Raw genomic sequence first — 17,113 nt, forward strand, 5'->3', positions numbered from 1 at the left:
CGCGCGCGAGGCAACGCGGGAGGGGCCGGACGCGTCCTACGTGGCGAACGGGGTCCGTGCGCAGGAGCGTTGTCAGTGGTGGCGCGTAGTCTCCGAAGGAGTGCGAACGGCCACACATTCCCGGGGGAGACGATGCACGCGGTCACCAGCGGTACGACGATCATGCGGGGCACCGCGGCGGTCCCCTCGCTCCTCACCCGGGTCCGCCTGGCGACCTCCGTGGAGGACCCGTCCTGGACCCGCGGCGCCTCCCGGCGGGCCCCGGCGGGCTGCGACCGGCCCTCCCTGTGGAACACGTCGGCACTGATGAGCTGCCTGCTCCTGACGGTGGGCCACCGCACGGAGCCGGGCGCCGCCCAGCCGCTGCCGGCCCGCTTCCTGGACCGCGAGTTCGGCCGTCACCGGGTGACGCGCTTCGAGGACATCGACTTCCCGGCGACCCTCACCCACGAGCCCACCCGCCGCTTCCTGCGCGACACGGGCCTGCCCGAGGACGCCCACCCCTTCCGCCGCGACGGGGACGACCTGCCCCTGCCGACGCTCGCGGAGTACTGCGACGACCACCCGGACCACCCGCTCCCGCCCGCCGCGGCCCACCTCGTACGCCTGGGCCGGCTCGCGGACGGCGCCCACGTCGTCCTCGACGGCACGACGGGCGCGGTCCTGACGTGGAGAACCCCCGACGGCACCCTCCACCCCCTGGTGGCGGACATCTCCGCCCTGGCCCTCACCCTCTGGGCACTGCGCCGCGCGGCGCTGCTGGAGGCCGTGGCGGGGATCGAACCCGCGTAACTCGCTTTGCAGGCGAGCCCCTCAACCACTCGGGCACACGGCCGGGTCTGTGACTCGGTGGTCCGACGGTAGGACGGAGCGGGTGAGGCGCTCAAGGGATCCGGACGGGCCGCAACACGACTGCCATACGCCGTTCATGAAGCGGTGCACGGCCGGATCGGCCGCGCGCCGGTCGCGGCCGGAGGGTCGTACGACCAAGGTCCCGGTCCCGTACCGTCTCCCGACAGGGGCCATCGGGGGTTGTGGCCCTTACCCTGGCGACCATGACCGTCCCTGAGCCCCGTGACACCGATGTCACGGTCCCCGTCGAGCCCTTCGCCCCTGCCGGTGAGGCCACCGCTGCCGCCGTCCCCGCCGAGACCGTGCTGAGCCGTGCCTACCGGGCGCTGAGCATCGGCATCGTCTCCGTCATCGTGCTGATCGCCTTCGAGGCGACGGCCGTCGGCACCGCGATGCCGGTGGCGGCGCGGGAGCTGGACGGGGTGTCGCTGTACGCGTTCGCGTTCTCGGGGTACTTCACGACAAGCCTGTTCGGGATGGTGCTGTCCGGTCAGTGGTCGGACCGGCGCGGGCCGCTGGCCCCGCTCACGACCGGCATCGCCGCCTTCGCGGCCGGGCTGGTGCTCTCCGGGACGGCCGGGGCGATGTGGCCGTTCATCCTCGGGCGGGCCGTGCAGGGCCTCGGCGGCGGGCTCGTGATCGTCGCGCTGTACGTCGTCGTCGGGCGGGCCTACCCGGAGCGGCTGCGGCCCGCGATCATGGCGGCGTTCGCGGCGGGCTGGGTCGTCCCGTCCGTCGTCGGGCCGCTGGCCTCCGGCGCGGTGACCGAGCACCTCGGCTGGCGCTGGGTGTTCCTCGGCATCCCGGTGCTGGTCGTCGTCCCGCTCGCCCTCGCGCTGCCGCAGATACGCAGCCGCGCGGCGGGTCCCGTCGGGGCGGGGGAGGCGCCGGCCTCCTTCGACCGCCGTCGCATCCGCCTCGCCCTGGCCATCTCGCTGGGCGCGGGCCTGCTCCAGTACGCCGCCCAGGACCTGCGGTGGGTGTCGCTGCTGCCGGGCGCCGCGGGGGTGGCGCTGCTCGTGCCCGCCGTCCTCGGGCTGCTGCCGCGGGGCACCTACCGGGCGGCGCGCGGGCTGCCGTCCGTGGTGCTGCTGCGCGGGGTGGCCGCCGGGTCCTTCATCGCCGCCGAGTCCTTCGTCCCGCTGATGCTGGTCACGCAGCGGGGGCTCAGCCCGACCCTGGCCGGACTCTCCCTCGCGGCGGGCGGCGCGACCTGGGCCGGGGGGTCCTGGCTGCAGTCCCGGCCGCGCCTGGAACCGCACCGGGAGCGCCTGATGAGCCTCGGCATGCTCCTGGTCGCGGCGGCCGTCGCCACCGCGCCCAGCGTGCTGATCGACGCCGTACCGGCCTGGACGGTGGCCGTCGCCTGGGGCTTCGGCTGCTTCGGCATGGGCCTGGTGATCTCCTCCACCAGCGTGCTCCTGCTCAAGCTCTCCGCCCCCGAGGAGGCCGGCGCCAACTCCGCCGCCCTCCAGATATCCGACGGCCTCTCCAACGTCGTCCTGCTGGCGGCCGGAGGAGCCGCCTTCGCCGCCCTCGGCGGCGGCACGGTGACCCACGCGGCCACCGGGGCCGACGCGGCCACCGGCTCCCACCCGGCGGCCTTCGCGGCGGTGTTCCTGCCGATGGCGGCGGTGGCGCTGGTGGGGGCGTGGGTGGCGACGCGGCTGCGCGAGCGGTGAGCCGCGGCGGACGGACGGGACGGCTGTGACGTCCGTCCCACCCGGGGGTGACCCGCCCCGGTGCGCGCGTCGATCGCCTCGGCCCGCCGGTAGGGTGGCCCGGTTGTCATACGTGGCCGAGCCGTTCTACCCCCTTCGGAGACCGTGACTACCACCGCCAGCTCCAGCACCTCGCACCACCTGTCCCCGGCCTTCCCCGGCCGTGCCCCCTGGGGCACCGCCGGCAAGCTGCGGGCCTGGCAGCAGGGGGCGATGGAGAAGTACCTCCAGGACCAGCCCCGGGACTTCCTGGCGGTCGCCACCCCCGGCGCCGGAAAGACGACCTTCGCGCTGACGCTGGCGTCGTGGCTGCTGCACCACCACGTCGTGCAGCAGGTGACCGTCGTCGCCCCGACCGAGCACCTGAAGAAGCAGTGGGCCGAGGCCGCCGCGCGGATAGGGATCAAGCTGGACCCCGAGTACAGCGCCGGCCCGCTCAGCCGCGAGTACCAGGGCATCGCCATCACCTACGCGGGCGTCGGCGTCCGCCCCATGCTGCACCGCAACCGCGTCGAGCAGCGCAAGACCCTCGTCATCCTCGACGAGATCCACCACGCCGGCGACTCCAAGTCCTGGGGCGAGGCCTGCCTGGAGGCGTTCGAGCCGGCCACCCGCCGCCTCGCGCTCACCGGCACGCCCTTCCGCTCGGACACCAACCCGATCCCCTTCGTGGCGTACGAGGAGGGCAACGACGGCATCCGCCGTTCCGCCGCCGACTACACCTACGGCTACGGCTCCGCGCTCGCCGACGGCGTCGTGCGCCCCGTCATCTTCATGAGCTACAGCGGCAACATGCGCTGGCGCACCAAGGCGGGCGACGAGATCGCCGCGCGGCTCGGCGAGCCGATGACCAAGGACGCCGTCAGCCAGGCCTGGCGCACCGCGCTCGACCCGCGCGGCGAGTGGATGCCGGCCGTGCTGCGCGCCGCCGACCAGCGGCTGACCGAGGTCAGGAAGGCCATCCCGGACGCCGGAGCCCTCGTCATCGCCGCCGACCAGGACTCGGCCCGCGCCTACGCCAAGCTGATCCGCGAGATCACCGGCGACCGGGCCACCGTCGTGCTGTCCGACGACGCGGGCGCCTCGAAGAACATCGACACCTTCAGCCAGGGCACCGACCGCTGGATGGTCGCCGTCCGCATGGTGTCCGAGGGCGTCGACGTCCCCCGCCTCGCGGTCGGCGTCTACGCGACCACCATCTCCACCCCCCTCTTCTTCGCCCAGGCCGTCGGCCGCTTCGTCCGGTCCCGGCGGCGCGGCGAGACCGCCTCCGTCTTCCTCCCCACCGTGCCCGACCTGCTCACCTTCGCCAACGAGATGGAGCGCGAGCGGGACCACGTCCTGGACAAGCCCAAGAAGGAGGGCGAGGAGGACCCCTACGCCGAGTCCGAGAAGGAGATGGACGAGGCGAACCGGGAGCAGGACGAGGACACCGGCGAGCAGGAGCAGTTCGCCTTCGAGGCGCTGGAGTCCGAGGCCACCTTCGACCGGGTGATGTACAACGGCGCCGAGTTCGGCATGCAGGCCCACCCCGGCAGCGAGGAGGAGCAGGACTACCTCGGCATCCCGGGCCTGCTGGAGCCCGACCAGGTGCAGTTGCTGCTCCAGAAGCGGCAGGCCCGGCAGATCGCGCACAGCCGCAAGAAGCCCGACGCGGAGGCCGACCTGCTCGAACTGCCCGCCGACCGCCGCCCGGTGGTCTCCCACAAGGAGCTGATGGAGCTGCGCAAGCAGCTCAACACCATGGTCGGCGCCTACGTCCACCAGAGCGGCAAGCCGCACGGCGTCATCCACACCGAACTGCGCCGCGTGTGCGGCGGCCCGCCCAGCGCCGAGGCGACCGGCGGCCAACTGCGCCAGCGCATCGCCAAGGTGCAGGAGTGGGCGACGCGCATGAAGTGACGGCGCCGCGGGCGTGTGCCGTACGGGCGTGTGCCGCACGGGCCGGTGCCCTACGGACGCGCGCCGTACGTATGGGGACAAAAACCGGCAGTCGATAACGGTTGGCGCCCGGATTCTGGACGGAGCCTTCCGCTGAGCGGACCTGGTCGTTACTGTCCCGCTACGCACACGCCCCGTGGCAGCGCCGCCGCGGAGCGCAGCCGTGAAGCGACTGGGCCCGCGACAACGCCGGGCCGTCAGCCGATCGGCGGCCTCTCAAGCGCGTCGCTGACGGGACTCGGCGACGCACATCCGCGAGGAGAGCCGCCGACCTCACCACTAAGGAGTGGGCGTCGTGACCGCGGAGACCTCCCAGACGCTCGACCGGGGACTGCGGGTCCTCAAACTGCTGGCCGATACGGACCACGGGCTGACCGTCACCGAGCTGTCCCACAAACTGGGCGTCAACCGGACCGTCGTGTACCGGTTGCTCGCCACGCTGGAGCAGCACGCACTCGTACGCCGTGACCTGGGCGGCCGGGCCCGCGTCGGCCTCGGCGTCCTGGGCCTGGGCCGCCAGGTGCACCCCCTGGTCCGCGAGGCGGCGATGCCGGCCCTGCGGGCGCTGGCCGAGGACATAGGGGCGACGGCCCACCTGACCCTGGTGGACGGCGCCGAGGCCCTGGCCGTGGCCGTCGTCGAGCCGACCTGGACCGACTACCACGTCGCCTACCGCGCGGGCTTCCGCCATCCCCTGGAGCGCGGCGCCGCGGGCAAGGCGATCCTGGCCGCCCGCAGGCCGCCCCGGCCCACCGGGGAGGACGCGGAGACCCCCGGCTACACCCTCACCCACGGCGAACTGGAGGCGGGCGCCTGCGGCGCGGCGGCCCCCCTGCTCGGCGTCACGGGCGTCGAGGGCAGCGTCGGCGTGGTCATGCTGGCCGACGTGGTCCCGGAGCGCGTCGGCGAACGCGTGATGCACGCGGCGCGGGAAGTGGCGGAAGCGCTGCGGTGAGGCGGCGGTCGTGACCGCCCGTCGGAGCCCCGGGAGGCACGCCGCGTTAGATTGACTCCGTGCTCTCTCGTCTCACGCGTCCCCAGTTCCTCGCCGTCTGCGGGCTGCCCGTCGTGGCGCTGCTCGCGACCGCCGTGTTCGCGCCGCTGCCGTTCTCCGTGGCGCGGCCGGGGCTGACGGCCGACGTGCTGGGCGAGAACCGGGGCGCCGAGGTGATCACGATCAGCGGTGCGCCGACGCACGGGACCAGCGGGCAGTTGCGGATGACGACGATCGAGGCGACCGGGCCGGACGCGAGCGTTCGTCTCGGGGACGTGCTGAGCAGCTGGTTCGACACCGACCGGGCCGTGATGCCGCGGGACGCCGTCTACCCGAGCGGCAACAACGTGAGAGAGATCGAGAAGTACAACCAGCGGCAGATGAAGGAGTCGCAGGACTCGGCTACCGCGGCGGCGCTCGGGTACCTCGGGATGGACGGGGACGGCGTCGACGTGAAGCTCCGGCTGAAGGACGTCGGCGGGCCCAGCGCCGGGCTGCTGTTCTCGCTCGGCATCGTCGACAAGCTCGGTGCCGGGGATCTCACCGGGGGCAAGATCGTCGCCGGGACCGGGACCATCACCGACGACGGCAGGGTCGGCGCCGTCGGCGGGGTGCCGCTGAAGACGCAGGCCGCCCGGCGGGACGGGGCCACCGTCTTCCTGGTGCCGAAGGCGGAGTGCTCGGACGCGCAGGCCGAGCTGCCGAAGGGGCTCCGGCTGATCCCGGTGACGACGCTCAAGGGCGCGGTGGACTCGCTGAAGGCGCTGGAGAGCGGCAAGGGGAGCGTCCCCGCCTGCTGAGAGCGCGGGCCCCCTCGACCCTCCTTGCGGGACGCCTCCTTGCGGGACGCCTCACCCCTCCTTCACGAAGCCCTTCTCCTTCATCCAGTCCAGCGCCACCTGGTGCGGGTCCTCGCCGTCGACGTCGACCTTCGCGTTCAGGGTCCGCGCGACGTCGTTGGTCAGCGCCTTGGTGACCGGGTCGAGGACGGACGCGATCGCCGGCCACTTCTTCAGGGTGGCCGTGCGGACCATGGGCGCCGCGTTGTAGTTCGGGAAGAACTTCCTGTCGTCCTCCATCACGACCAGGTTCATGGACTTGATCCGCCCGTCGGTGGTGTACACCTCGCCGTACGTACAGGCGCCCTTCGCGGTCTGGGTGTAGATGATGCCGGTGTCCATCTGCGTGATGTTCCCGGCGGGCAGCGACATGCCGTACGCCTTCTCCAGACCCGGCAGGCCGTCCGCGCGGTTGGCGAACTCGCCCTCCACGCACAGCGTCACCGCGCCGGGGTCGGACTTCGCCAGCTCCGCCACCTGCGACAGGTTCTTCGTCCGGTACTTCTTGTAGTTGGCCTGGTTCATCGCCAGCGCGTACGTGTTGTTCAGCCGGGCCGGCGGCAGCCACGTCAGCCCCTTCTTCGCGTCGGCCTTCTTCACCGCCTCCCACTGCTGCTCGGGATTGGGGATCGGCCTGCTGTTCCCCAGGTACGTGATCCACGCGGTGCCCGTGTACTCGTACGTGGCGTCGGCGTCGCCGTTCTCCACCGCCGCGCGGGTGCCGACCGAGCCCTGGATGCCGGTGCGGTCGAGCACCTCCGCACCGGCCGCCTCGAAGGCGATGCCCATGATCGCGCCGAGGACCAACTGCTCGGTGAACTCCTTGGAGGTGACCGTCAGACTGGCGCCCTTCAACGGCTCCCCCTTGCCGATGGTGCCGGGCTTCACGTTGTCGACCATGGGGGAGCCGCTGGTCAGACCGCACCCGGCCGAGGCCGTGAGCAGCGCCGCGGCCAGCGTCCAGCAGGTACGCCGTCTCATGTGCCCACCTCCAGTCCCCGCGGACGCAGCAGCAGTTCGGCCAGCGAGGCCAGCCAGTCCACCAGCAGGGCGAGCGCGACGGTGAGGATCGAGCCCAGCACCAGCACCGGCATCCGCTGGCTGGTGATGCCGGTGGTGATCAGCACGCCCAGGCCACCGCCGCCGCCGAAGGTCGCCAGCGTCGCCGTACCGACGTTCAGGACGAGCGCCGTGCGCACCCCGGCCAGGATCAGCGGGACGGCCAGGGGGAGTTCGACCCGGGCGAGGACGCCCAGCGAGGACATGCCGATGCCGCGGGCCGCCTCCAGGAGCGTCGGGTCGTTCGCCTTCAGGCCGGCGATGGTGTTGGAGAGCACGGGCAGGACGGCGTAGATGATGATGCCGATCAGAGCGGCCCGGCGGCCGATGCCCAGCCAGATCACCAGCAGCGCCAGCAGGCCGATCGCGGGCGTCGCCTGGCCCATGTTGGCGAACGCCATCGCGAACGGGGTGGCCCTGCGGAACATCCGGCGGGTGAGCAGGATGCCCAGCGGGATCGCGATGATCAGTACGAAGAAGGTGGAGATCACCGTCAGCTGCACGTGCTGCCACAGCGCCTTGGTGACCTGTCCGTTGCCGAGGGCGTTGCGGGTGAGCGCGTCCAGGTCGGCCTGCCGGTACCACAGCCAGGTCGCCAGCAGTACGGCGATCAGGACGACGGGCAGGAAGGTCAGCTTGCGCCAGCCCACGCGGGGGGCGGCGGCCGCCGGGGCCGGCGGGGGAGTGCCGTCCTCCTCCTCGTCCACGCCCTCGTCCCGGAAGGCGAGCCCCTTGACCTCGTGCTCGCCCGCCGGGCGGCGGCCGGGCACGCGCCGGGGAGTGCCGCTCACGCGCGGCCTCCGACCCCGCCGAAGCCCTCCTGCTCGGTGTGCGTCTGCGCGGCCCGGATCTCCTCGAGGTCGTGCTGGTGCTCCAGCGCGTCGAGCCGGTCGGCCTCCAGCAGTTCGTGCACGGAGTTCATCAGCGTCTCCATGTCCACGACGCCCTCGTACGCCCCGCGCCGCCCGGTGACCGCGACCCGCCCCGCGTTGTCGGTGAGCACCGCCTCCAGCGCGTCCCGCAGCGTCGCGTCCCGGGTCACCGTGTCGTGGACCAGCGTCCCGGCCCGCGCCAGCGAGCCCTTGGCCCGCATCAGGTCGCCGCGCCGCAGCCACTTGTAGGGGCGCCCGCGCCGGTCCAGGAGCAGGATCTCGTTGGTGCCCGACTCCCGCAGCCGGTCGAAGATGTGCTGGAGCGGGTCCTCCACGGTCACCGTCGGGTAGTCGGTGATGCCGACGTCCCGCACCCGGGTGAGGTTCAGGCGTTTGAGGGCCGCGCCCGCGCCCACGAAGCCGGAGACGAAGTCGTCCGCCGGGTTGGTGAGGATCGCCTCCGGGGTGTCGAACTGCGCGATGTGGGAGCGTTCGCGCAGCACCGCGATCCGGTCGCCGATCTTGATCGCCTCGTCGAAGTCGTGGGTGACGAAGACGATCGTCTTGTGCAGCTCCCGCTGGAGCCGGATCAGCTCGTCCTGGAGGTGGTCCCGGGTGATCGGGTCGACCGCGCCGAACGGCTCGTCCATCAGCAGCACCGGCGGATCGGCCGCCAGCGCCCGCGCCACGCCCACCCGTTGCTGCTGGCCGCCGGAGAGCTGGCGCGGGTAGCGGCCGTGGAACTCCCCGGCGTCCAGCCCGACCAGGTCCAGCATCTCCTCCACCCGTGAGCGGATGCGGGACTTGGACCAGCCGATCATCTTCGGCACCAGCGCGATGTTCTGCGCGACGGTCATGTGCGGGAAGAGACCGGAGGACTGGATCGCGTAGCCGACCTTGCGGCGCAGCTTCACCGGGTCGATGTCGGTGACGTCCTCGCCGTTGATGCGGATGCGTCCGCCGCTGGGCTCGATCAGCCGGTTGATCATCTTCAGGGTGGTGGACTTCCCGCAGCCCGAGGGGCCCACGAAGATGACCGTCTCCCCGGCCTTGATCTCCATCGACACGTTCTCGACGGCGGGCTGCGGATTGCCCGGGTAGAGCTTGGTGAGGGACTCCAGCTCGATGGTCGCACCGGTGGTGTGGTCCGGCGCCGCGGCGCCCTCGTCGTTCTCAGACACGGATCCCCCTCGAAATGGTCAGCCGTCCCAGCAGCACGTACGCCGCGTCGAACAGCAGGGCCAGGACGATGATCCCGAGCGTCCCCGCGAGGACCTGGTTCAGCGCGTTCTTGCTGCCCAGTGAGGCGATCCCGCGGAAGATCTCGTTGCCGAGTCCCGGTCCGGAGGCGAAGGCGGCGATCGCCGCGATCCCCATCAGCATCTGCGTGGAGACCCGGATGCCGGTCAGGATCGGCGGCCAGGCCAGCGGCAGCTCCACCCGCAACAACCGTGCCGGGCGCGACATCCCGATGCCCTTGGCCGCGTCCACCAGCGACGGGTCGACCCCGCGCAGGCCCACGATCGCGTTGCGCACGATCGGCAGCAGCCCGTACAGGGTCAGCGCGGTCACCGTCGGCGGCACGCCGAGCCCCAGGACCGGGATGAGCAGACCGATCATGGCCAGCGACGGGATGGTGAGGATCGTCGACGTGGAGAGGGTCGCCAGGTTCCCGGCCCACTCGCTGCGGTAGGTGACGACGCCGATCAGGACCCCGAGCAGGGTCGCCGCCACCATGCACTGGAGGACCGCGCTGGCGTGCTGCGAGGCGTCGGCGAGCAACTGCTGGTGGCGGTCGCTCAGGTACTCCCAGAAGTCCACGTCCCCTCACCTCCGGGTTGGGGCCGGCCCGGCCTCAGTCGTGTCCGCCGCTGTCCTGGGCCGCCTGCTCCACCAGCGGGATGATCCGCAGCGGAACCGGGTTCTCCATGACGATCGCCGTGGCGGCCCGGACGATGCCATCAAAACCGACAACCCGGTCGATCACCCGCTGGAGATCGGCGTTCGAGCGGGCCACCAGACGGCACAGCATGTCCCCGGTACCGGTCGTGGTGTGCAGCTCCAGGACCTCCGGCACCGACGTCAAGTGCGCCCGTACGTCGGCCCCTTGACCCTGCCGGATCTCCAGTGTCGCGAACGCGGTCACCGGGTAGCCGAGGGCCGCGGGGTCCACCTCCGGACCGAAACCGCGGATGACTCCGTTCGACTGAAGCCGGTCCAGCCGCGCCTGCGCCGTGCCGCGCGCCACCCCCAGCCGCCGGGACATCTCCAGCACCCCGATCCGCGGCTCCCGCGCCAGCAGAGCGATGATCCGCCCGTCCAGCCGGTCGATTCCCCTGCCCGCCACGCCCCTCACCCTCCCGGCTGGTCATCCTGTACACATCGCCCGCCGCGACCGGCGTACCACTGGTCAGGTTGCCCAGTGAAAACGCAAACTATTGCGCACCTTGCGGAGGCGGGAGAACCTGCGGCTATGACGCAGACCACACACCACACTCCCGACACCGCCCGGCAGGCCGATCCCTTCCCGGTCAAGGGAATGGACGCGGTCGTCTTCGCCGTGGGCAACGCCAAGCAGGCCGCGCACTACTACTCCACCGCCTTCGGCATGACGCTGGTCGCGTACTCCGGACCGGAGAACGGCAGCCGGGAGACCGCGAGCTACGTCCTGGAGAGCGGCTCCGCCCGCTTCGTGTTCACCTCGGTGATCAAGCCCGCCACCGACTGGGGCCGCTTCCTCGCCCAGCACGTGGCCGAGCACGGCGACGGCGTCGTCGACCTCGCCATCGAGGTCCCGGACGCGCGCGCCGCCCACGCCTACGCCGTCGAGCACGGCGCCCGTTCGCTCGCCGAGCCGCACGAGGTCAAGGACGAGCACGGCACCGTCGTCCTCGCCGCCATCGCCACCTACGGCGAGACCCGGCACACCCTCGTCGAGCGCACCGGCTACGACGGCCCCTACCTGCCCGGCTTCGTCGCCGCCAAGCCGATGGTCGCCCCGCCCGAGAAGCGGGTCTTCCAGGCCGTGGACCACTGTGTCGGCAACGTCGAGCTCGGCCGCATGAACGAGTGGGTCGGCTTCTACAACAAGGTCATGGGCTTCACGAACATGAAGGAGTTCGTGGGCGACGACATCGCCACCGAGTACAGCGCGCTGATGTCCAAGGTGGTCGCGGACGGCACGCTCAAGGTCAAGTTCCCGATCAACGAGCCCGCCGTCGCCAAGAAGAAGTCCCAGATCGACGAGTACCTGGAGTTCTACGGCGGCGCCGGCGTCCAGCACATCGCGCTGAACACCAACGACATCGTGGCGACCGTCCGCGCGATGAAGGCGGCCGGCGTCGAGTTCCTGGACACTCCCGACTCGTACTACGACACGCTCGGCGAGTGGGCCGGCGAGACCCGGGTGCCCGTCGACGTCCTGCGCGAGCTGAAGATCCTCGTCGACCGCGACGAGGACGGCTACCTGCTGCAGATCTTCACCAAGCCGGTCCAGGACCGCCCGACCGTCTTCTTCGAGATGATCGAGCGCCACGGCTCGATGGGCTTCGGCAAGGGCAACTTCAAGGCCCTGTTCGAGGCGATCGAGCGCGAGCAGGAGAAGCGCGGCAACCTCTGACCCGTACGCGCGCTAGCCGGGCGGGCCCTCCACCGGGGGCTCGCCCAGCTCCGCCAGCAGCCGCTTCGCCTCCGGCACCCGCAGCGGGGAGAAGTACGGGTTGAGGGTCAGCGCCTCCCGCAGGTGCCGCCGCGCGGGCCCGGTGCGCTCCAGCGCCCGCTCGATCACGCCCCGGTGGAACACGTGCAGCGCGCTGCGCACGCCGCCGCCCTTGTCGCCGTCGGTCGCGATCGTCGCGAACTCCAGTGCCTCCTCGTCCTCGCCGGTGCGGTGCAGCGCCCAGCCCAGCGCGTCGGCGACCGCGGTCCCCGGCTGGCGCCCCCACTCCACCCGCAGCAGCCGCACCGCCTCGGCCGGATCGCCGTGGTCCGCCTCCAGCCGTCCCAGCGTCAGCGCCTCGTTGGCCCCGGCCTCCTCGGCGTCCCGCGCCCGCTCCCGCAGCAGGTCGTACTCCACCCGCGCCGCCTGTCCGAGGCCCAGCGACTCGTACAGCTCGCCCAGCTCCATCGCGTACGGCGGACTCGGCCGCTTGGCCAGCGCCGCCTGGTACGCCGACAGCGCCTCCGTGGTGCGGCCCAGCGCCGCCAGCGCCCGGCCCTGCCCGGCCTGGGCGGCCCGCTGGTCCGGGTCGGTGCGCAACGCCTCCTGGAAGAACCGCAGCGCCTCCTCCCGGTCGCCGCGCTCGAAGGCCAGCCGTCCGGCCTGCTCCAGGTAGGCCGCCCGTTCGGCCGGCGTCCCGGCCGAGGCCGCCGCGTCCGAGATCCGTGCCGCCGCGTCCTCCCGCCAGCCCCGGTCCCAGTAGACGCCGGCCGCCAGCGCCCCGGCCGCCGGGGCGCCCGGGCGCAGCTCCAGCACCTTGTCCAGGGCCCGGCCCGCGCCCTTGCCGTCGCCCAGCCCCGTGTACGCGTCGACCAGCACGGCGTGTGCCGTCCACCGCTTCGGCGCCGCCTTCACCGCGCTCTCGCCCCACTTCTTCGCCGCCGGGAAGTCCCTGCGCGCGACCGCCAGCGCCGCCAGCCCCTCCAGGGCCTGCGGATTGCGCCCGGGCCCCGTCTTCAGCGAGGTGCGCAGCGCCTGCTCGGCCTTCGGCCAGTTCGCGGCGTCCGCCGTCCGGCGGCCCTGCTCGACGTAGGCCGCGCCGAGCACCGCCCACGACACCCCGTCCCGCGGATGCGCCCGCAGATGGGTCTCCCGGTCGCCGATCAGCGCCGCCAGGTCCGGCAGCGCGGCGGGCACGCCCGTGGTGACCGCGCCCCGGGCGAGCGCCGCGGGCCCCGGCGCGGGCGGGGGAGCCTCGCGTCCGTCCCAGGGCGCCAGGAGAACCAGGGCCCCGCCGCCGAGCACGGCGGCTGCGGCGACGGAGGCGATCAGCACGCGGCGCCCGCGGCGCGGCCGTCGTCCGTCCCCGGTCCGCATCCGCCCGGCGTCCTCGCCCTCTCCGCCGTCTCCGCCGTCGGCGCCGTCGGCGGCGTCCGTGGTGTCCATGGCCTTCGTGCCGTTCATGGCGCTCACTGTGCGCCAATACGACGATCACACCGGGCAGGCGACGGGTGCCGTCCACGGGGTTCACACCGATGGCCGTGGGATGCGAGCCTGTGATCATGAGCCGTATCGAAGCGCCTCGCGACGAAGACGACGCAGCCGCAGCGGTCACCGGCACGCTCGTCGACCGGCTGCGCGCCGGGCTGCCCGCCGGTTCCGTCCTCACCGACCCCGACGTCACCGCCTCCTACGCCCACGACATGGCCAGCTTCTGCCCGGCCGGCGCCCCCGCCGTGGTCGTCCTGCCGCGCACCGTGGAGGAGGTCCAGCACGTCATGCGCACCGCCACCGCGCTGCGCGTGCCGGTGGTCCCGCAGGGCGCCCGCACCGGCCTGTCCGGCGCGGCCAACGCCACCGACGGCTGCGTGGTTCTCTCCCTGACGAAGATGGACCGCATCCTGGAGATCAACCCGGTCGACCGCGTCGCCGTCGTCGAACCGGGCGTCGTCAACGCCACGCTCTCCCGCGCGGTCGACGCACACGGCCTCTACTACCCTCCCGACCCCTCCAGTTGGGAGATGTGCACCATCGGCGGCAACATCGGCACCGCCTCCGGCGGGCTGTGCTGCGTCAAGTACGGGGTGACCGCCGAGTACGTCCTCGGCCTCGACGTCGTCCTCGCCGACGGCCGCCTGATGTCCACCGGCCGACGCACCGCCAAGGGCGTCGCCGGGTACGACCTCACCCGGCTCTTCGTCGGCTCCGAGGGCTCCCTCGGCATCGTCGTACGGGCCGTCCTGGCGCTGCGTCCCAAGCCGCCCGCGCAACTGGTGCTGGCCGCCGAGTTCGCCTCCGCGTCGGCCGCCTGCGACGCGATCTGCCGGATCATGGAAGGGGGCCACGTCCCCTCCCTCCTCGAACTGATGGACCGTACGACCGTCAAGGCGGTCAACGACCTCGCCCACATGGGCCTGCCGGAGACCACCGAGGCCCTCCTCCTCGCCGCCTTCGACACCACCGACCCGGCCGCCGACCTCGCCGCCGTCGGCGCGCTGTGCGAGGCCGCCGGCGCCACCCAGGTGGTCCCCGCCGAGGACGCCGCCGAGTCCGAACTCCTCCTCCAGGCCCGGCGCCTGTCCCTCACCGCCCTCGAAGCCGTCAAGGGCACCACGATGATCGACGACGTGTGCGTGCCCCGCTCCCGGCTGGGCGAGATGCTGGAGGGCGTCGACCGGATCGCCGCGAAGTACGGCCTGACCATCGGCGTCTGCGCCCACGCGGGCGACGGCAACACCCACCCGACGGTCTGCTTCGACGCCTTGGACCCCGACGAGTCCCGGCGGGCGCGCGAGTCCTTCGACGAGATCATGGCCCTCGGACTGGAACTCGACGGCACCATCACCGGCGAGCACGGCGTGGGCGTCCTGAAGAAGGAGTGGCTGGCGCGGGAGATCGGTCCGGTGGGGCTGGAGATGCAGCGGGCCGTCAAACAGGTCTTCGACCCGCTGGGCATCCTCAACCCCGGCAAACTCTTCTGAGCCCCTCCGCTCCTCACCGGGCGAGCAACTCCGCCAACCCGTCGTCGATGCCCAGCCGCGCGCCCTCCGTGCCCGGCGCCACCGCCCGCAGGGTCCGCTCCAGCCAGGCCGACACCTGCGGGGTGGGCGCCTCCAGGAGGGCGTCGCCGTCCGGGCTGCTGAGCGCGACCAGGACGACGCTGCGGCCGTCCGTCTTCGACGGCCACACCCGCACGTCCCCGTGCCCGGACGGCCGGAAGACGCCCTCCACCAGCAGGTCGCGGGCGAACGTCCAGTGCACCGGGTGGCCGGAGTCGATGTGGAAGGTGATGTGGACGGCGTAGGGATCGTCGGTGTGGTAGGCGAGCCGGGCCGGCACCGGGATGCCGTGCTCGGGCGACAGGATGAGCCGCAGCTCCAGCTCGCGTTCCACGACGGCGGGGCGGGCGTGACCAGTGGGGTCGGTGTGCATGGCGGGTTCCTCTCCCGTGTCTCGTTGGGTCCTTGCCCAGGGAGAGCGGCCGCAGGCCGGAGCATTACGCGGGTTCGCGGAACTTTTTTCCGAACCCCGGTCCGGGTGTGAAGGTCCGGGCACGAGGTTGCCCGGAAAGGGGTGGGTACGGCGGGACCGGCGGTGCGGATTGCGCCCGTCTGATAGATGTTGGAGCCCCCTATCAACCCCCGAGCAGATACGGGACGACGGACATGAGTGCCCCAACCCCGGCCCCCGGCGACGACAGGCCCCGCGAAGGGTATTACCCGGACCCCTCCATTCCTGGATACGTCCGGTACTGGAACGGCGCCTCCTGGGTGGCGGGCACGAGCCGGCCCGCCCCCAAGGACGGCGAGCCGCTCGCGCCGCCGCCCGGCGCACGGCCCTCCGTCGAGGAGACGGGACCGCACTTCTTCGACGAGGACCCGGTCGAGGACACGCCGCCCGCCGCCGCGTCCCAGCACGGCAGCCGTCCGGAGTCCGCCGCGTCCTGGGGCGCCGACCGCTCCGGTCCCTCCGGCCTCTCCGGCTCGGCCGACGGCGCGGACCGGCGGGCGGCCTGGCCGGGCCCGGCGCAGGGCGCGGACCCACGGGTTCCGCACACCCGGCAGCCGGCCGGGGACGCCGGTTCCGCCGCCGCTCCCGCCTCTTCCCCCGCGTCCGCGCCCGCACCCGCGTCCGCGCCCGCACCCGCGTCCGCTGCGGAGGCGCGGACCGACAGCACGTTCGTCTTCCGGCGCCCCACGGCGGACGCCCAGGGCTCACCGGCGCCGGGCGGTGCCCAGGCACCCGCGGAGGACGAGGGCACGATGACCTTCCGCGCGGTGACCCCGCGCACGGGTCCGCAGTCCGCGGGTCCCGCGCCCGCGGCCGGTTCCGGTTCCGGTTCCGGTTCCGCGGTGGGTTCCGGCCCGGGTTTCGGGGCCGGAAAGGCGGCCGCCGCCCGCGCCGCCGCGGCCCAGGCTCCCGCGGTGCCGCACCAGGCGTCCCCGCCGCAGCCCGCGCCCGCAGCGCCCGCAGCCCCCGCCGCGCCGGTCGCGGCGGGCGGCCCCGGCGGGGGCCAGACGTCCTGGGCGCAGCAGGTGCACCGGCTGGCCGGGGCGGGGGAGGAGCAGCCCGTCGCCCCGTGGAAGCCGCCGGTCGAGGACGTGTTCCAGGCCGCGGCCCGGCGACAGGCGGCGGCCCGTCCCGCCGGGCTCGGCAAGCGGCTGGCCGCCCGGCTGATCGACACGGTCGTCCTCGCGGGCGTCACCGCCGTGGCCGCCGTACCGCTCGGCGTGAAGGCCGCGGACCACGTCCACGACAAGATCGACCGGGCGAAGCTCTCCGGCGAGACCGTCACGGTCTGGCTGCTGGACGGCACGACCTCCACGTACCTGGGCATCGTGCTCGCCGTCCTGCTGCTCTTCGGCGTCGTCTACGAGGCGCTGCCCACCGCCAAGTGGGGCCGCACGCTGGGCAAGAAGCTGCTCGGCCTGGAGGTGCGGGACATCGAGGCGCACGAGCCGCCGGCCTTCGGCGCGGCGCTGCGCCGGTGGCTGGTGTACAGCGTCCCGGGCGTCCTGGCCGTCGGCGTGGTCGGCGTCGTGTGGTGCCTGTTCGACCGCCCTTGGCACCAGTGCTGGCACGACAAGGCCGCGAACACGTTCGTCGCGGGCTAGCCGGCCGGGCGGGTGCACGGGAGCGTGCGTCGCGTGGTCGGGTGCGGGTGTGTGGGGTGTGTG

The 17,113-nt window shown here is 73.0% G+C and carries 15 protein-coding genes and 1 tRNA gene; 8 read left to right on the forward strand and 8 right to left on the reverse strand.

The genetic code is table 11. The annotated features are described in order from the left end of the window. The first annotated feature begins 132 nt into the window (after nucleotides 1–132). Complete coding sequence (locus Sdi02f_RS34585; protein ID WP_078869468.1) at nucleotides 133–792, forward strand: SUKH-4 family immunity protein; 660 nt, start codon at nucleotides 133–135, stop codon at nucleotides 790–792. Here Sdi02f_RS34585 and Sdi02f_RS34590 read toward each other — a convergent pair. After that, nucleotides 761–835, reverse strand: a tRNA-Cys gene (locus Sdi02f_RS34590). The two genes, Sdi02f_RS34585 and Sdi02f_RS34590, sit on opposite strands and share 32 nt — an antisense overlap. A 220-nt stretch (nucleotides 836–1,055) precedes the next feature. Here Sdi02f_RS34590 and Sdi02f_RS34595 point away from each other — a divergent pair. The 4 genes from Sdi02f_RS34595 to Sdi02f_RS34610 all read left to right on the forward strand — a co-directional run bounded on the left by Sdi02f_RS34595 (nucleotide 1,056) and on the right by Sdi02f_RS34610 (nucleotide 6,308). Beyond that, nucleotides 1,056–2,534 (forward strand): MFS transporter, encoded by a 1,479-nt coding sequence (locus tag Sdi02f_RS34595; protein WP_030402021.1) that lies wholly within the window; start codon nucleotides 1,056–1,058, stop codon nucleotides 2,532–2,534. Between the two features lie 144 nt (nucleotides 2,535–2,678). Beyond that, entirely contained in the window at nucleotides 2,679–4,475 is a 1,797-nt protein-coding gene (locus Sdi02f_RS34600; RefSeq protein WP_030402020.1) for a DEAD/DEAH box helicase, read from the forward strand. Nucleotides 4,476–4,809: 334 nt separating this feature from the next. Then, the gene (locus tag Sdi02f_RS34605; RefSeq protein ID WP_030402019.1) at nucleotides 4,810–5,469 is read left to right on the forward strand and encodes an IclR family transcriptional regulator; all 660 of its coding nucleotides are present in this window, start codon (nucleotides 4,810–4,812) and stop codon (nucleotides 5,467–5,469) included. Nucleotides 5,470–5,528: 59 nt separating this feature from the next. Further along, complete coding sequence (locus Sdi02f_RS34610) at nucleotides 5,529–6,308, forward strand: YlbL family protein (protein WP_053662462.1); 780 nt, start codon at nucleotides 5,529–5,531, stop codon at nucleotides 6,306–6,308. 51 nt (nucleotides 6,309–6,359) lie between these two features. On the opposite strand, the gene Sdi02f_RS34615 is transcribed toward Sdi02f_RS34610, so the two are convergent. Genes Sdi02f_RS34615 through Sdi02f_RS34635 form a run of 5 tightly spaced genes read right to left on the reverse strand, consistent with a single transcriptional unit; the run spans nucleotide 6,360 to nucleotide 10,625 of the window. Beyond that, nucleotides 6,360–7,328: a glycine betaine ABC transporter substrate-binding protein gene (locus Sdi02f_RS34615; RefSeq protein ID WP_030402017.1), complete on the reverse strand. Its 969-nt coding sequence runs from the start codon at nucleotides 7,326–7,328 to the stop codon at nucleotides 6,360–6,362. Further along, nucleotides 7,325–8,197, reverse strand: a complete 873-nt coding sequence (locus tag Sdi02f_RS34620; RefSeq protein WP_030402016.1) for an ABC transporter permease — start codon at nucleotides 8,195–8,197, stop codon at nucleotides 7,325–7,327. The genes Sdi02f_RS34615 and Sdi02f_RS34620 overlap by 4 nt, the downstream gene beginning before the upstream one ends. Then, nucleotides 8,194–9,459: a betaine/proline/choline family ABC transporter ATP-binding protein gene (locus Sdi02f_RS34625; protein ID WP_030402015.1), complete on the reverse strand. Its 1,266-nt coding sequence runs from the start codon at nucleotides 9,457–9,459 to the stop codon at nucleotides 8,194–8,196. Before Sdi02f_RS34625 ends, Sdi02f_RS34620 begins: the two co-directional genes overlap by 4 nt. Next, nucleotides 9,452–10,099, reverse strand: coding sequence for an ABC transporter permease (locus Sdi02f_RS34630; protein WP_108934745.1), 648 nt, complete (start codon nucleotides 10,097–10,099; stop codon nucleotides 9,452–9,454). The genes Sdi02f_RS34625 and Sdi02f_RS34630 overlap by 8 nt, the downstream gene beginning before the upstream one ends. A 34-nt stretch (nucleotides 10,100–10,133) precedes the next feature. Next, entirely contained in the window at nucleotides 10,134–10,625 is a 492-nt protein-coding gene (locus tag Sdi02f_RS34635) for an Lrp/AsnC family transcriptional regulator (protein ID WP_030402013.1), read from the reverse strand. Nucleotides 10,626–10,751: 126 nt separating this feature from the next. Here Sdi02f_RS34635 and hppD point away from each other — a divergent pair, with 126 nt between their 5' ends. Beyond that, a complete protein-coding gene (hppD, locus tag Sdi02f_RS34640) occupies nucleotides 10,752–11,897 on the forward strand; it encodes a 4-hydroxyphenylpyruvate dioxygenase (protein WP_030402012.1) in 1,146 nt (381 codons plus the stop codon). A 12-nt stretch (nucleotides 11,898–11,909) separates the two neighbouring features. Here hppD and Sdi02f_RS34645 read toward each other — a convergent pair whose 3' ends face one another. Continuing rightward, the gene (locus Sdi02f_RS34645) at nucleotides 11,910–13,313 is read right to left on the reverse strand and encodes a tetratricopeptide repeat protein (protein ID WP_167458303.1); all 1,404 of its coding nucleotides are present in this window, start codon (nucleotides 13,311–13,313) and stop codon (nucleotides 11,910–11,912) included. Nucleotides 13,314–13,492: 179 nt separating this feature from the next. On the opposite strand from Sdi02f_RS34645, the gene Sdi02f_RS34650 reads away from it, so the two are divergent. After that, nucleotides 13,493–14,917: an FAD-binding oxidoreductase gene (locus Sdi02f_RS34650; protein WP_030402010.1), complete on the forward strand. Its 1,425-nt coding sequence runs from the start codon at nucleotides 13,493–13,495 to the stop codon at nucleotides 14,915–14,917. Between the two features lie 13 nt (nucleotides 14,918–14,930). On the opposite strand, the gene Sdi02f_RS34655 is transcribed toward Sdi02f_RS34650, so the two are convergent. Further along, nucleotides 14,931–15,368 carry an SsgA family sporulation/cell division regulator gene (locus Sdi02f_RS34655; protein ID WP_053637848.1) on the reverse strand — a complete coding sequence of 146 codons (438 nt, stop codon included), beginning with the start codon at nucleotides 15,366–15,368 and terminating at the stop codon, nucleotides 14,931–14,933. A 233-nt stretch (nucleotides 15,369–15,601) separates the two neighbouring features. Here Sdi02f_RS34655 and Sdi02f_RS34660 point away from each other — a divergent pair, with 233 nt between their 5' ends. Continuing rightward, nucleotides 15,602–17,050 (forward strand): RDD family protein, encoded by a 1,449-nt coding sequence (locus Sdi02f_RS34660; protein WP_108934746.1) that lies wholly within the window; start codon nucleotides 15,602–15,604, stop codon nucleotides 17,048–17,050. Nucleotides 17,051–17,113: the final 63 nt, after the last annotated feature.

This window comes from Streptomyces ardesiacus (assembly GCF_003112575.1).
Lineage (GTDB): Bacteria > Actinomycetota > Actinomycetes > Streptomycetales > Streptomycetaceae > Streptomyces > Streptomyces ardesiacus.

Coding starts and splice junctions, on each gene's coding strand:
- Sdi02f_RS34585 (WP_078869468.1), top strand. CDS start 133: ATGCACGCGGTCACCAGCGGTACGACGATCATGCGGGGCACCGCGGCG.
- Sdi02f_RS34595 (WP_030402021.1), top strand. CDS start 1,056: ATGACCGTCCCTGAGCCCCGTGACACCGATGTCACGGTCCCCGTCGAG.
- Sdi02f_RS34615 (WP_030402017.1), bottom strand. CDS start 7,328: ATGAGACGGCGTACCTGCTGGACGCTGGCCGCGGCGCTGCTCACGGCC.
- hppD (WP_030402012.1), top strand. CDS start 10,752: ATGACGCAGACCACACACCACACTCCCGACACCGCCCGGCAGGCCGAT.
- Sdi02f_RS34645 (WP_167458303.1), bottom strand. CDS start 13,313: ATGCGGACCGGGGACGGACGACGGCCGCGCCGCGGGCGCCGCGTGCTG.
- Sdi02f_RS34655 (WP_053637848.1), bottom strand. CDS start 15,368: ATGCACACCGACCCCACTGGTCACGCCCGCCCCGCCGTCGTGGAACGC.
- Sdi02f_RS34660 (WP_108934746.1), top strand. CDS start 15,602: ATGAGTGCCCCAACCCCGGCCCCCGGCGACGACAGGCCCCGCGAAGGG.